The sequence below is a fragment of the Variovorax sp. 05N34 genome, assembly GCF_056397405.1.
Window position 1 is genome coordinate 329513 of sequence record NZ_JBFTNI010000008.1, and the last position, 14573, is coordinate 344085.

A 14573-nucleotide genomic window follows, 5' to 3' on the forward strand; every position below is an offset into this window, starting at 1 on the left:
CTCATGAGCGACATCTACATCGCCGGCGTCGGCATGACCGTGTTCGGGCGCCACGCGGAGCGCTCGCTCGAGGACATGGCACGCGAAGCGCTGAACGGCGCCTTGCACGATGCCGGCTGTGCCGTCGGCGATGTCGGTGCGGCCTTCTACGCGGGCGTCACCAACGGGCCCTTGCAGGGGCAGTTCTCGATCCCGGGGCAGGTCGTGCTGGGCAAGAGCGGCATCGCGGGCATTCCGATCTTCAACGTCGAGAACGCCTGCGCCTCCGGCAGCACTGCGCTGCACCTGGCCGTCCAGTACCTGAAGGCCGGCGCCTGCGACATCGCACTGGCTCTGGGTGCGGAAAAGATGAACATCGCCGACAAGCCCCGGGCGCTTGCACTTTTCGAGGCGGGCTGGGACGTCTCGCGCACGCAAGAGAACTACGAGCAGTTGATGCGAATGGGCGAGGGCATCACGCCGCCGCCCGGATCCGAGTCCGACAAGCCGTACAGCCGCTTCATGGCGATCTATGCTGCCTTGTGCCGCCACCACATGAAGACCCACGGCACCACGCAGCGGCAGATCGCGGCCGTGTCGGCCAAGAATCATCTGCACTCGGTGCACAACCCGCTCTCGCAGATTCGCAAGCCCTTTTCGATCGACGAAGTCCTGGCCGCGCCGCCGATCACCTACCCGCTGACTTTGCCGATGTGTGCGCCGCTCTCGGACGGTGCCGCGGCGGTCGTGCTCTGCAGCGCCAGCGGACTGCGCCGCATCGGCGCATTGCCGTCGCGCAACGTCAAGCTCGCTGCGAGCGTGATGCGCAGCTTCACGGTGCGTGGGCTCGATCAGCCGGAGCTCAACATCGGCCGGCTCGCCGCGCAGCAGGCCTACGAACAGGCCGGCCTCGGCCCGGCCGACATGCATGTGGCCGAAGTGCACGACGCGACGGCGATGGGCGAGATCATCCAGGCCGAAAACCTCGGCCTCGTCCCACTCGGACAAGGCGGACCCGCCGCGGAGCGAGGCGACTTCACCATCGGCGGACGCATTCCGATCAACCCGTCCGGCGGTCTCGAATCCAAGGGGCACCCGTTGGGCGCGACCGGACTGGGCCAGATCCACGAACTGGTCACGCAGCTGCGCGGTGAAGCCGGCGCGCGGCAGGTCCAGGGCGCACGCCGTGCCATTCAGGAAAACGGGGGCGGCCTCCATGGCGTCGAAGAGGCTGCCCTGGCCATTCACATTCTTACCAAGAACTAAGGAGACATCGTGCAAACGTATTTCAAAGACAAGGTCGCGGTCGTCACCGGCGCCGGTTCCGGCATCGGTCGGGCACTGGCCCTTCAAATGGCGGCGGGGGGCGCCCGGCTCGCTCTTTCCGACGTCGATCCGACAGGACTCGCCCAGACCATCCGCCTGCTTCCCGCCGGCACCGAAGTGCGCGGCTATGCGCTCGATGTTTCGTCGCGAGAGGCCGTGTTTGCGCACGCGGAGGACGTGAGGCGCGACTTCGGCACAGCGCACTTCGTCTTCAACAACGCGGGCGTCACCGTGATCGGCACGGTGGAGCATCTGGAGATCGACGAGATCGAGTGGCAACTCGGCATCAATCTCTGGGGCGTGATCTACGGCACCAAGGCCTTCCTGCCGATGATGCTGTCGCAGCGCGAAGGCTGCATCGTGAACCTGTCGAGCGTCTTCGGGCTGGTCGGCTTTCCGGCCCAGAGTGCCTACAACATCTCCAAGTTCGGCGTTCGAGGGCTCACCGAGTGCCTCTGGCGCGAACTCGAAGGGACGGGCGTGCGAGCACTCTCAGTGCATCCGGGCGGCATCAAGACGAACTTCGAGCGAGCGGGCCGGCGCTGCAGAAATTCCGGACAGGAAGAAGCGCGCTTCTCGGCCCTGGGCGAGAGGCTCTTGACCACCCCGCCAGAAGACTGTGCCGCCGCCATCCTGAAAGGCGTTCGCCAAGGCAAGAAGCGCGTGGTAACGGGCAATCAGTCGACAACGCTGTTCTGGCTGTCGCGCCTGATGCCCAACAGCTATCACAGCCTCGTGAAGCTGATCGCCTGAGCCCAACACTTCGGCGTCATCGCCGCCATCGACTTCATTGCGTCATCCATCAGAACTAAAAACCAAGAGACAAGCTCATGCCTCACCACTTCGCGCGCACGCCTTTTGCCGCGCACCGCCTCAGCGCATTGACTTGCGCAACGCTCGTGCTCTGCACGCTCGCATCCACGTCACACGCCATCGAGATCGACACCGGCAATCCGGATGTTGTCCTGCGCTGGGACAACACCATTCGCTACAACCTCGGCCAGCGCACGCAAGGGCAGGACAAAGCGATCCTCGGGAACCCGAACTTCGATGATGGCGATCGCAACTTCAACAATCACTCGCTCATTGCGAACCGCCTGGACCTGTTGAGCGAACTCGACCTGGTGGTCGACAAGAACTACGGCTTTCGCGTGAGCGGCGCCGCCTGGTACGACGCGGCATACAGCAACCTGGACAACCGCAGCAACGCCACCGCCAATACGCTGGTCTACGGTCTGCCCACGGCCGGTGCGCTCTCGGACTACACCTCGCGCTATGCGAAGGGCCCCTCGGGCGAACTGCTCGATGCTTTCGTCTTCGGCAGCAAGACCTTCGGCGAGACCGATGTCAGCCTGCGCCTTGGCAAGCACACCGTGTACTGGGGCGAGAGCCTGCTGGGTGCAGGCGCGATCCACGGCATCAGCTACGGCCAGTACTCGCTGGACCTGTGGAAGGCGCTGGCCACCCCCGGCATCGAGGCCAAGGAGATCTATCGCCCGCGCAACTCGATGACCTTGCAGGCGCAGCCTTCGCCCGAGCTGTCCTTCTCGGCGCAGACCTTCTTTGATTGGGAGAGCGTGCGCTATCCGGAGTCGGGCAGCTACCTGACGGTGAACGACGCGCTGCTGCACGGCGGTGATTCGCTCATCGCGGGACCGGGCCAGCGGCTGCTGCAAAGCACGGGCGGCGATCCCAAGAAGACCGGCGACTTCGGTCTCTCGGCACGCTGGAGCCCGCAGTGGCTCGACGGCACCGCGGGCCTCTACGGCCGCCGCACCGCCGACATCCAGCCGCAGCTCGCGCTCTTGCCCGCGGTGGCTGCAGGCGTGCCCGCCGCCGCCTGCGCGAGAGCGGGCCTGCGCGCCATCGGCCCGACGACCTGCTACATCAATCCCGGCGCGGCCACGCTGCCGCAGATCCAGGCGGGCTATGTCGGCCAGTACCAGGCCTACTACGGCCGCGACATCGACATGTACGGCGTGAGCCTGTCCAAGAACGTGGCCGGAATCAGCGTGGGCGCCGAGCTCAGCTATCGGCACGACATGCCGCTGCAGAGCGTGCCGGTGCAGGTGCTGCCCGTCGCATTGGTCAACCCGGCGACGGGCGCGATCTCCCTGGCGCAGCTCAACCAGCTCGGCGGCGACACGCCCGGCGCGCGCGGCAACACCGCGCATGGTGTGCTGAACTTCCTCGGAACGCTCTCCAAGACACCCGTGTTCGACTCCGCCACCTGGAATGCCGAACTGGTGTGGAACCGCTGGCTGAGCGTCTCCCAGAACCCTGGCGCCTTCAAGGGCAGCGCAGCCTACATCGCCAACCCTGCCAACGTCGATGCCGTCAGCAAGGACTATTTCGGCCTGGGCCTGAACTTCACGCCCACCTGGTACCAGGTCTTCCCGGGCGTGGACCTTTCCATGCCGCTGAGCTGGTCGGGAGGCCTGTCGGGCAACTCGGCCGTGCTTTCCGGGGGCAACAAGAACGCCGGATCGTTCGGCATCGGCATCGCAGCGGACGTCTACGCCAAATACAACTTCTCGCTGCGCTACGTGGGCTTCTATGGCGACTACAGCACCACGCCCACCGGTGCGATGAACGTGGCCAACGGCACCAACGCCGTGCTGTCCGACCGCGGCCACGTGCTGTTCACCTTCAAGGCTACTTTCTAGGCCGCTTTCCAGGCCATCCCACCCCTATCAGGAGACAACCCATGAAGACCCGTTCCATCGTGGCAGGCGCAGTGTTCGCGCTGGCCGCACATTCGGCGCTGGCCGCCGTCAGCGCCGAAGAGGCGAAGAAGCTCGGCACCACCCTCACGCCCACGGGTGCCGAACGTGCAGGCAATGCCGACAAGAGCATCCCCGAGTACACCGGCGGCCTGACCACGCCCCCGGCTGGCTACGAGAAGGGCTCGGGCATGCGTCCCGACCCCTTCGCGGCCGAGAAGCCCCTCTATGCGATCACTGCGCAGAACATGGCGCAGTACGAAGGCAAGCTCACAGCGGGCACGAAGGAACTGCTGAAGAAATACCCGACCATGCGCGTGGACGTCTATCCGTCGCACCGCTCGGTCGCCTTCCCGAAGTACGTCCTGGACAACACCGTCAAGAACGCCACATCGGTGAAGACCACCGATGACGGCCTGGGCCTGGAAGGCACCTACGCGGGCATTCCCTTTCCCGTCCCCAAGACGGGCAACGAGGTCATGTGGAACCACCTGCTGCGCTACACGGGCCAAAGCTACTTCACCCAGTACGACTCGATCAACGTCGACTCGGCCGGCAAGGCGGTCCTCGCCACCACCGGCCAGATCTACATGGACTACCCGTACTACGACCCCAAGCGCACGGGCGCCTCGGCCGACAACGATGTCTACTTCCGCACCAAGATCGCCTACACCGCACCGGCGCGCCGTGCCGGAGAGGCACTGCTCGCGCAGGACTACATCAACCCGATGAAGAACGGCCGCCGCGCCTGGCAGTACCTGCCGGGCCAGCGCCGCGTGAAGCTGGCTCCGGACATCGCCTACGACACACCCAATCCGGGTTCGGCAGGCGCATCGACCTATGACGACGCCTGGGTCTTCAACGGCGCAATGGACCGCTACGACTTCAAGCTCGTGGGCAAGCAGGAAATGCTGGTGCCCTACAACACCTTCAAGCTGGTGTACGCCAAGGATCCGTATGCAGTGACGACGCCCAATCACCTGAACCCGGACTACGTGCGCTGGGAGGCGCATCGCGTGTGGGTGGTGGAGGCGACGCTCAAGCCTGGCAAGCGCCACATCTATGCCAAGCGCACCTTCTACGTGGACGAGGACAGCTGGGTCGCGGTGGCTTCGGACATGTACGACGCGCGCGGGCAGCTCTATCGCGCGAGCTTCGTCTATACCAACCCGTCCTACGAACTGCCGGCACCCGCGGCCATGGGCCAGTCGTTTCACGACTTCACCAGCGGCGGCTACAACATGACCGGGCTGCTGGGCGCCTACAACGTGGGCGTGAAGTACATCGACCCGCTGTCCGCCAACGCCTGGTCCGCCGACGCGCTGGCGGGCTCGGGCGTGCGCTGAGCAGGAGCGACCTGTGCACCGCAGAAGCATGCTGCTGGCCGTGCTCGGCACGCTGGGCGCCTCCGCCTTGCGCGCCGGCGAGGTCCTGGAGCAACCCGCGCGCATGAGTGCGCTGGCCAGCCAGCGGCTGATCACCGGCATCGCGCGCACCGGCGATCGGCTGGTCGCGGTCGGCCAGCGCGGGCATGTGGTGCTGTCGCGTGATGGCGGCCGTGTCTGGACGCAGTCGCTGGTGCCGGTGCGCTCGGACCTCACGGCGGTGTGCTTTGTCGATGACACGACGGGATACATCACCGGCCACGACGGCGTTGTGCTCGGCACGCGCGATGGCGGCAACAGCTGGACGCGCCTGCTCGATGGCCGCCAGGTCAATGCGCTGGTGCTCGAACACATGAAGCGTCGCGTCGCCATGCCCAATGCGAGTGACACGAGCGAGCAGGACCGCAAGCTCCTGGAAGAGGCGCAGCGCAACGCGGACGCCGGGCCTGACAAGCCTTTCCTCGATCTCTGGTTCGCCAACGCCAACGAGGGCTTCGTCGTGGGTGCCTACGGGCTCGTGATGCGCACCGCCGACGGTGGCAAGACCTGGGAGCCGTGGTTCGATCGCGTGGACAACCCCGGTCTTCTCAATCTCTACGCGATCCGCGCCGCAGGCGGAGCGGTCTACATCGCCGGGGAGGGCGGCCTGCTGCTCAAGCTGGACGCGGGCGCCCAGCGCTTCATGGCGCTGCCCTCGCCGTACAAGGGCAGCTTGTTCGGCCTGGTGGCCACCAAGGCCGCCATCCTGACCTTCGGCATGCGCGGCCATGCGTTCATCAGCACCGACGGCGGGGCGGCCTGGTCGCCCGTGGATACGCAGCTGGCCGCGAGCATCGTCGGTGCCGCGGTCGCCGCCAACGGCACCTTGGCCCTGGCGGACCAGGGCGGCGGCATCGCCTTCAGCATTGACGGCGGCCTGAGCTTCACGCGCTCGCCCATCGGCTCGCAGGCGCCGCTCGCGGCCATTGCCTTCGCAAGCACTTCGTCGCTCGTGCTGGGCGGCCCGCGAGGCCTGCGCACGCTGGACCTCATCACCAAGGACAAGTAATGGCCACCTCTTCCGGACTGGGCCAGATGCCGGTCGTGCGCGACCTCGCCCAGTTTCCTCGCAACTCGGGCAACTGGCTCGAGCGCGCGGTCTTCAATCATCGCCTGGTGGTCACTCTGGCTTGCGTGATCGCCACGCTGGTGCTGGGCTTCTTCGCGACGCGCGTGTCGCTCAATGCCAGCTTCGACAAGATGATCCCCGTGGGTCATCCCTACATCCAGAATTACCTGCAAAACCGCAGCGAGCTGCGCGGCATGGGCAACACCTTGCGGGTGGTCGTCGAGAACGAGAACGGCGACATCTTCGATGCACGTTACCTGGATGCCCTCAAGCACATCAACGACGACCTGTTCCTGACGCAGGGTGTCGATCGCGCCTGGGTCAAGTCGCTGTGGACGCCGGCCACGCGCTGGACCGAAGTCACCGAAGAGGGCTTCCAGGGCGGCCCCGTGATGCCCGACACCTTTGACGGCAAGAGCGCCAGCGTGGACAAGCTGCGCCTGAATGTCGCGCGCGCGGGGCTCGTCGGCAGCCTCGTGGCCAACGACTTCAAGTCCAGCGCCATCGTTGCCCCGCTGCTGGACAACGGCAAGGACGGGCGTCTGGACTATTGGCGCCTCTCGCGCGAGATCGAGACCCAGATCCGCGACAAGTACGAGCACGGCCTCGCCCCCGACGGCAAGCCCTGGGGCGTCAAGGTGCATGTGATCGGCTTTGCCAAGATCATCGGCGACCTGCTCGATGGCCTCTTGCAGGTGATGATGTACTTCGGCGTCGCCACGCTGATTGCGGCCCTGCTGCTGTATGGCTACACGCGCTGCGTGCGCAGCACGGCGATGGTGCTCGCGTGCTCGCTGGTCGCGGTGGTCTGGCAAGTGGGCCTGGTCAGGCTGTTCGGGCTCGAACTCGACCCCTATTCGATGCTCGTTCCCTTCCTCGTCTTCGCCATCGGCGTGAGCCACGGCGCGCAGAAGATGAACGGCATCATGCAGGACATCGGCCGCGGCACGCACCGGCTGGTGGCTGCGCGCTACACCTTCCGGCGCCTGTTCCTCGCCGGCGTCACCGCCCTGATGGCCGATGCGGTCGGGTTTGCGGTGCTGGCGCTGATCCCGATCCCGGTGATTCGCGAACTCGCGATGACGGCCAGCATCGGGGTGGCGGTGCTGATCTTCACCAACCTCTTGTTGCTTCCCGTGCTGCTGTCGTACGTGGGCGTGAGTCCCAAGGCCGCCGCACGCAGCCTGCGCGTGGAGCAGGAACAGGCTGCAGGGCGAGGCACGCGGCTGTGGGCCCTGCTGGACAACTTCGCCAGCAGGCGCAGTTGGGCTCTGAGCGCAGTCCTGGTGTCGGCGGCGCTCGCGGTCTTCGGCTTTGCCGTCAGCCTGAACTTGCAGGTGGGTGACCTCGATCCCGGCGCGCCGGAGCTGCGGCCCGATTCGCGCTACAACCGCGACAACGCCTTCGTCACGAAGAACTACTCACTCTCCAGCGACCTGTTCGCGGTGATCGTGAAGACGCCCAAGGAAGGGTGCCTGAAGTACGACACGCTCGCGCACGTGGACGCGCTCGCCTGGGAACTGCAGCAGTTGCCGCAGGTGCGTGCCACTGTTGGCCTGCAGGATGTGGTGCGGCAGATCACGGCGGGTTCCTTCGAGGGCAACCCGAAGTGGCTCACCATCAGCCGCAACCAGGATGTCCTGAACTACGGCGGGCAACAGGCGACGGTGAACAATCCGGAACTCTTCAACACCGAGTGCTCGGTGATGCCGCTGGTGGTCTATCTCTCGGATCACAAGGCCAAGACGCTGCAGAGCGTGCTGGCGGTCGTCGAAGACTTCGTCAAGGCGCATCCGACCGACCCTGCGTTGGTGCAGATCCTGCCGGCTGCGGGCTCGGCCGGCATCGAGGCGGCGACCAACATCGTGGTGCGCGAGGCCAATCGCACGATGCTGCTCTACGTGTATGCGGCGGTGATCGCGCTGTGCTTCCTGACCTTCCGCTCGTGGCGCGCGGTGCTGGTGGCGGTGATTCCGCTGGTGGTCACTTCCATCCTGTGCGAGGCGCTGATGGTGTGGCTGGGCATTGGCGTGAAGGTGGCGACCTTGCCGGTGATTGCGCTGGGCGTGGGCATCGGCGTGGACTATGCGCTGTACCTGCTCTCCGTGCAGTTGGCAGGCCAGAGGCGCGGGCTCAGCCTGGCCCAGGCGTACTCGGAGGCGGTCACCTTCACGGGCAGGGTCGTTGCGCTCGTGGGTGTCACGCTCGCCGCGGGCGTCGTCACCTGGGCTTTCTCGCCCATCAAGTTCCAGGCCGACATGGGCATCCTGCTGACCTTCATGTTCGTCTGGAACATGGTCGGCGCGCTGGTGCTCATCCCGGCGCTGTCGCACTTCCTGCTCAATGACCGGTATTTTCAATCCCAGCGCAGGGCCCTCTGAATGGCTTCGAGCAACTGTTCCTGCGGATAGGGCTTTTGCAGGAAGTCGACTGCGCCATCCTTGATGGCCTGGGTGGCCGTTGATATGTCGACGCTGCCGCTGATGAAGACGATCGGCAGTTGAACGCCCATTTCCCGGAGTCGCTGCTGCAGCGCGAGACCATTCATGCGCGGCATGCGCAAGTCCAGCACCAGGCAGCCTCGCCAGCTCGCCTCCAAGGCCGCCAGGAATTCGAACGCGGAGCTGAAGACGACCGCCGCCATTCCGACCGCAAGGACCAGCTCGCGAATTGAGTCGCGACAGGCTTCGTCGTCATCAATGATGAATACAGTGTGTCGGTCCACAATCTCGGTCTTTGAAGGCGCGCCGGAACTTTGGCTTCGGCCCTCAAGTTACCGAAGGAACGGGATTTGCGAAACTGCCCTTTGGTGCGGTCGCGACTCTTTGACAACACCGGCCGCTCTACCGCCGGAGCGCGCTCACTGGCCTGACTACAGGCGGTGCAAGGTGGCGAGCAGGAAGTCAAGCATCACTTGCACCCGCATGGCCTGCCGGCGGCGCGGCGCGTGCAGCAACTGGGCGACCTGCGCGGGGCCGCTCCAGCGAGGCAACAGGCGGACGAGTTCGCCCGAACGCAGCAACGGATTCACCATCCAGCTTGGCTGCAGCGATATGCCGGCATCGCAGCGCACCGCTTCGAGCAGGGCAATCGCGCTGTTGACGCGGTAGCGCGCAGGCACCTGCACCGTCGCACTGCGCCCGTCCGCCGCGCTGAGTGCCAGGGCGTCATCGCTGCCGCTCCCATAGCGAAGGTACGCATGGTCGCCCAGGTCTTCGGGTCTCCTTGGTTTGCCGCGGAGCTTCAGGTAGCCGGGCGATGCGACAAGGTAGCGCGGCCAGACCGCCAGCGGCTGCGCAACCAGATCCGGAGCGGGCGCGCCGCCGATCCGCACGGAGATGTCGATGCGCTCTTGCACGGGATCGACGAAGCGGTCTTCAAGCAGCAGCTCGACCTGCAACTGCGGATGCTGGCCGAGCGCCTCGAGCATCAGCCTGTTGAGATGCAGCTCTCCCAACGCGACCGGCGCCGAAACGCGCACCAGCCCACGCGGTGCGCGGGTTCGCTGGCCGAGCTCGGCCACGGTCTCTTCGTAGTCGGCGAGGATCTGACGGGCGCTTGCCACGAAGCGGAGCCCTTCGTCCGTGGGTGCGGCGCGGGCACTGCTGCGCTCCAGAAGGCGCACTCCCACGCTGGCTTCCAGGCCCGCGATCAGTTTGCTGACCGTGGGTTGGGTGCTACCGAGGTCGCGCGCGGCAGCCGACAGGCTGCCCAACTCGACTGCTCGAACGAAGACATCCATGGCCCTGAGCCTGTCCATACGCCATTCCAAAAAGTAAGAGGAGGTCTTCCATTCTGCAGTCTTCCATACCCAATACGAATACCTCAAAGTCCGACCATCCAAACTGTCAAGGACATCCGATGAGGAAAATTTCAGCCACCGTGACAATGCTCGGCGGTCTGCTGGCGGCCACTGCAGCGTGGGGCGGCGCGGCGTCGCAGCACTGGACCACCAGTTGGATCGCGGCGCCCGAGCCGACCTGGAACGCGGACTTCGTGCTCCCGCTGGGCATCTCCGAAACGATGAAGGACGTCACGCTGCGCCAGTCGTTGCGACTGGCGGTGGGCGGCGAGCGCCTCCGGCTGGTGCTGAGCAATGTCTACGGAAAGGCGCCGCTGAAGATAGGTCGGGCGCAAGTGGCGCTCGAAGGCGCCGTCGACGGCTTGCCGGTCACATTCCAAGGCAGGCAAGGGGTCGAGATAGCGGCGGGCTCGCAGGTGCTGAGCGATCCGGTCGCGCTGGCGGCCGGCGATGGCGCCCGGTTGACCATCGACTTGCACCTGCCCGGGACATCGCGGCCGGCGGGCTTTCATTGGGACGCCCGCGAGCGCACGTGGCTGCTGCCCGGCGATGCCGTCGGGCGCGCCGGTGCGGCGGGCGGGGACGCTCTGGACTCACGTGCGTTCCTGGCCGCAGTGGCGGTGCAGTCCGATCGAGCGCCGGTCGCCGTTGTGGCATTGGGCGATTCGATCACCGACGGCAACGGCGCCACGCCCGGTGCGGATCACCGCTGGCCTGACGTGCTGGCCGAACGCCTCGCTCCGCATGGCGTAGCGATGCTCAATGCAGGCATCTCGGGCAATCGGCTGCTTCGCGACGGCATGGGCGAAAGCGCCCTGGCGCGCCTGCAGCGGGACGTGTTGCAGCAAACAGGCGTGCGTGCGGTGATCGTCATGCTGGGCACCAATGACATCGGCTGGCCCGGTGGCGCGTTCGCGCCGCACGAGCCGCCGGTCACGCTGAAGGCTCTTACGGACGGCTTCCAGCAACTGGTGGCGCAAGCGCATCGGCGGGGCGTGCGTGTGATCGGTGCCACGGTGTCACCGTTTGAAGATGCCCTGCAGGGCACTCCGCTCGAAGGCCACTACAGCGCCCAGAAGGACGCGACCCGCCAAGCGCTCAATCAGTGGATCCGCGAGAGCGGCGTGTTCGACGCCGTGGTGGACTTCGACCAACTGCTGCGAGACCCGGCGCGGCCGAGCCGCCTGCTGGCGCAATTCGATTCGGGAGACCATCTGCACCCGAGCGATGCCGGCTATCGAGCGATGGGGCAGGCGATCGACTTGCAGCAGTTGCTTGGCGGGGACCAAGTCCACGAGCGGCTTCCGGCGTTGACGGCGGCTGGGTTGGCGAGGTGAACCGGGGGGCCTCAGGCAGTCGCAAGCGCAGGGGCCATGGCGGTCGCGCCGGGCGCAAGCTTGCGCACCGCATCCTCCACGGACATGAACACGCGGTCGGCACCGATCGTGTCGAGCAGGCCGGTGCGTTGCGCCTGCGCCTGCGCACGGCCGGCCGAGAGCCGCGCGATCGCGACCGAGGTGCCGGCACGCGCCAGTTCGGCGATCACCCGTCGCAGGATCTGCGATCCGGTGTAGTCGATATCGATGATGCCGGTGGCCTCGATCACCAACAGCTTCACCGGCTGTACCTGCCGCGCGATGGCCGCGTCGATGTAGGCGCAGATGTGCTCGGCATTGGTGAAGTTGAGCGGCGCCCCGGGCGCGATCACCAACACGCCGGCGACCCGTTCGCCCGGTGCGCCGGGCACCGGCGGCCACCACACGGTGCTGCCCGGCACGCGCGCGAGTTCGACGCATGACGGCCGCGCCACCACGTAGAGGCTATGCACGAAAGACATCACGATCGCCAGCAGCATGCCGGTTTCGATGGGCAGCGCGATCACCAGCACGGCGCTGGCCAGCACCAGCAGGATCTCGTTGCCGCCCCGGCGCCTGATCAGGCGCATCTGGTCGACGCGGAAGATGCGCAGCGCGATGTAGACCAGGATGCCCGAGAGCGCCGCATGCGGCACGTAGGCCATCAGCCCGGAGGCCACGGCGGCCAGAAGGACGATCAGCGCTACTGCGGCCAATGCAGCCATCTGCGAACGGCCACCCGACTCGCGAACGATGGCGGTGCTCGGCGGGCTGGCATCGACGGCGAAGGCGCCGAGCAGCCCCGCAAGTACGCTGCCAGCACCAACGGCGGCGAAGTCGCGGCTGACGTCATCGGGCCGGCCTTCTTGCGACGGAAAGGTGCTGGCGACCGCGGCGGTCTGCATGATGCAGACCATCGCCACCACCAGCGCCAGTTGCAGCAGGCGGCTGAAACTGCCGATGTCGGGCAGCGCCGGGACACCGATGTGGGGCAGCGGCACCGACAGTGCGCCGAGCAGGCTCACGCCGCGCGCCTGCAGATGGAACAAAGCAACCGCGAGGCCGGCCGCGACCAGCCCGATCAGCGCGCCCGGTATGCGCGCGCTGATGCGCGAGGCGAGCATCGTCGTCGCCAGCACCCCCAAGCCGAGCGCCATTGAATAAGGATTGGCATCGGGCAGCCGCGCCAGGACATGGACCAGCCGCACCAGCACATGCCCCGCTTCGCCCGGCACGCCGAACAGCGTGGGCAGCTCGCCGACGATGATGTGTACGGCGATGCCGGCCAGAAAGCCGGTCGTGACCGGCACCGACAGCAAGGTTGCGAGCCAGCCGGCGCGCAGCAGCCCCACCGCCACGAGCACGATGCCGACCATCAGCGCCAGCAGGCTCGCAAGTTGTGGATACGCCAGGGTACTGCCGACCGCGATCGAGGCCAGGCCACCGGCAAAGATCGGCGCGATCGTCGAATCGGCCGCTACCGACATGAAGCGGTTCGCGCCAAAGGCCGCAAAAGCGATCGAGCCGGCGGCGAAGGCATAAAGGCCCGTCTCGGGCGGCATGCCGGCGAGGCGCGCGGTCGCGAGCTGCCCGGGTATGGCGATGGCCGCCAGCATGAGCCCGGCGACCAGGTCTCGAGACAACCATGCCGCGCGATAGCCGCGCAGCGAAGTGAAAAGGCGAAACTGCATGCCCGGCACTATGCCGCAGGTGCGGGACGGCGGGGACGGCGGGGACGGCGGACCAGCCCGACCGCCACGGCGGCGAGTACCAGCGCAACCACGCTGCCGACTGCGAACAGGCTCGCGTAGTCGAGGCCGGTGAGTTCGCGCAAGGGTCCAACGCCGAAGGCCGCCACGCCGTAGCCCACTTGATAGAACGCAATGAGCACGCCCGACATCGTGGCTGCCTGGCGCGGCATCTCGGTGCCGGCGAAGCTGATGCTGAGCGGGAGAAAAGCCGAGCAGGCCAGCCCGGCCAAGCCGAAGGCGATGATGCCGCCCCAGGCGCCGTCGACCCGGGCGACCCACTGGAAGACCGCGGCCAGCAGCACCGGCAGCGCCAGGTAGATCCAGCGCGCGGGCACCGCACGTTCGAGGAAGGCGATCAGCACCCGTCCCAGGGTCACGGCCGACCAGAAGGCGGTGAGCGCGAACGACGCATCCCTCGCCTGAATGCCGCGCTGGCTGGACAGATAGAGCGTCGCCCAGTTGCCGCTCAGCGTCTCGACCACACCATAGAGCAGCACCGCGGCGGCATACCACCAGAAGCGGCGCGGCAGCTGGCTGTCGCCGCCGGAAGGCTTGTAGGGCAGGCGCAGCGCGGCGCTGGCCGTGGCAAGCAGCAGCAACGCGATCAACGCCACCATCAGCAGCGGCAAGCCCCACCATGCGCCCAAGCCTGTGAACAACGCAACCAGCAGCGGCGCCAATGCAGTCCCCACGCCGAGCAGCGCGTTCAACAGCAGGACGGCGCTGTCGGCGTTGTCCGGGAAGAAGCCTTCCACCAGCGTGTTCAGCGCCATCACCGTTGCACCGAAGCCGATACCCAGCGCGCCGGTGGCAATGCACAGCAGCACGAAAGCCGCTGGCGCGCCCATCCAGAGTTGGCTCGCGGCCAGCAGTGCCATCGCGATCAGATCGCCGACGAGCCCCAGCAACAGCACGCCCCGCAGGCTCAGGCGCAGCGCCAGACGCGAGCCGAAGGCGGACGCCAGGATCGCCAGCACCACCTGCGGCACGAACATCAGCCCGAATTGCGTGCTGGACAAGCCGAAGCCGGACGGACTGGTCAGGATGGCGCTTGCGGCCGGAAAGCTCACCAGCGCCAGTCCCTGCACCACGCCGGCGGCATAGAGGACGCCGACTTCGAATCGACTTGCAGTGCGGGCCACGC

At 66.7% G+C, this 14573-nt stretch carries 11 protein-coding genes; 7 read left to right on the forward strand and 4 right to left on the reverse strand.

The window, feature by feature from the left end:
* Positions 1 to 3: 3 nt before the first annotated feature.
* From AC1DMA_RS22535 to AC1DMA_RS22560, 6 genes are all read left to right on the forward strand, one after another.
* Positions 4 to 1245, forward strand: a complete 1242-nt coding sequence (locus AC1DMA_RS22535) for a thiolase family protein (RefSeq protein ID WP_478145555.1) — start codon at positions 4 to 6, stop codon at positions 1243 to 1245.
* A 9-nt stretch (positions 1246 to 1254) separates the two neighbouring features.
* Positions 1255 to 2058, forward strand: a complete 804-nt coding sequence (locus AC1DMA_RS22540) for an SDR family NAD(P)-dependent oxidoreductase (protein WP_478126283.1) — start codon at positions 1255 to 1257, stop codon at positions 2056 to 2058.
* Positions 2059 to 2135: 77 nt separating this feature from the next.
* Positions 2136 to 3971, forward strand: a complete 1836-nt coding sequence (locus tag AC1DMA_RS22545) for a DUF1302 domain-containing protein (RefSeq protein WP_478145556.1) — start codon at positions 2136 to 2138, stop codon at positions 3969 to 3971.
* Positions 3972 to 4012: 41 nt separating this feature from the next.
* Positions 4013 to 5374, forward strand: a complete 1362-nt coding sequence (locus AC1DMA_RS22550; protein WP_478145557.1) for a DUF1329 domain-containing protein — start codon at positions 4013 to 4015, stop codon at positions 5372 to 5374.
* A gap of 13 nt (positions 5375 to 5387) precedes the next feature.
* Positions 5388 to 6461 (forward strand): WD40/YVTN/BNR-like repeat-containing protein, encoded by a 1074-nt coding sequence (locus tag AC1DMA_RS22555; RefSeq protein ID WP_478145558.1) that lies wholly within the window; start codon positions 5388 to 5390, stop codon positions 6459 to 6461.
* Entirely contained in the window at positions 6461 to 8902 is a 2442-nt protein-coding gene (locus AC1DMA_RS22560) for an efflux RND transporter permease subunit (protein ID WP_478145559.1), read from the forward strand. The genes AC1DMA_RS22555 and AC1DMA_RS22560 overlap by 1 nt, the downstream gene beginning before the upstream one ends.
* Here the strand turns inward: AC1DMA_RS22560 and AC1DMA_RS22565 are convergent.
* Positions 8878 to 9246: a response regulator transcription factor gene (locus AC1DMA_RS22565; RefSeq protein WP_478145560.1), complete on the reverse strand. Its 369-nt coding sequence runs from the start codon at positions 9244 to 9246 to the stop codon at positions 8878 to 8880. The genes AC1DMA_RS22560 and AC1DMA_RS22565 overlap by 25 nt on opposite strands.
* A gap of 147 nt (positions 9247 to 9393) precedes the next feature.
* Positions 9394 to 10281 (reverse strand): LysR family transcriptional regulator, encoded by an 888-nt coding sequence (locus AC1DMA_RS22570; protein ID WP_478145561.1) that lies wholly within the window; start codon positions 10279 to 10281, stop codon positions 9394 to 9396.
* A 101-nt stretch (positions 10282 to 10382) separates the two neighbouring features.
* On the opposite strand from AC1DMA_RS22570, the gene AC1DMA_RS22575 reads away from it, so the two are divergent.
* Positions 10383 to 11660 carry an SGNH/GDSL hydrolase family protein gene (locus AC1DMA_RS22575; protein ID WP_478145562.1) on the forward strand — a complete coding sequence of 426 codons (1278 nt, stop codon included), beginning with the start codon at positions 10383 to 10385 and terminating at the stop codon, positions 11658 to 11660.
* Positions 11661 to 11671: 11 nt separating this feature from the next.
* On the opposite strand, the gene AC1DMA_RS22580 is transcribed toward AC1DMA_RS22575, so the two are convergent.
* Both AC1DMA_RS22580 and AC1DMA_RS22585 read right to left on the reverse strand, forming a co-directional pair.
* Positions 11672 to 13369, reverse strand: coding sequence for a SulP family inorganic anion transporter (locus tag AC1DMA_RS22580; RefSeq protein WP_478145563.1), 1698 nt, complete (start codon positions 13367 to 13369; stop codon positions 11672 to 11674).
* An 8-nt stretch (positions 13370 to 13377) separates the two neighbouring features.
* On the reverse strand, positions 13378 to 14571 hold the full coding sequence (locus AC1DMA_RS22585) for an MFS transporter (RefSeq protein ID WP_478145564.1): 1194 nt from the start codon (positions 14569 to 14571) through the stop codon (positions 13378 to 13380).
* Positions 14572 to 14573 lie beyond the last annotated feature (2 nt).

What these genes read in the sequence shown, in the direction of transcription:
- AC1DMA_RS22545 (WP_478145556.1), top strand. Translation starts at nt 2,136, where the DNA reads ATGCCTCACCACTTCGCGCGCACGCCTTTTGCCGCGCACCGCCTCAGC.
- AC1DMA_RS22560 (WP_478145559.1), top strand. Translation starts at nt 6,461, where the DNA reads ATGGCCACCTCTTCCGGACTGGGCCAGATGCCGGTCGTGCGCGACCTC.
- AC1DMA_RS22575 (WP_478145562.1), top strand. Translation starts at nt 10,383, where the DNA reads ATGAGGAAAATTTCAGCCACCGTGACAATGCTCGGCGGTCTGCTGGCG.
- AC1DMA_RS22580 (WP_478145563.1), bottom strand. Translation starts at nt 13,369, where the DNA reads ATGCAGTTTCGCCTTTTCACTTCGCTGCGCGGCTATCGCGCGGCATGG.
- AC1DMA_RS22570 (WP_478145561.1), bottom strand. Translation starts at nt 10,281, where the DNA reads ATGGACAGGCTCAGGGCCATGGATGTCTTCGTTCGAGCAGTCGAGTTG.
- AC1DMA_RS22535 (WP_478145555.1), top strand. Translation starts at nt 4, where the DNA reads ATGAGCGACATCTACATCGCCGGCGTCGGCATGACCGTGTTCGGGCGC.
- AC1DMA_RS22550 (WP_478145557.1), top strand. Translation starts at nt 4,013, where the DNA reads ATGAAGACCCGTTCCATCGTGGCAGGCGCAGTGTTCGCGCTGGCCGCA.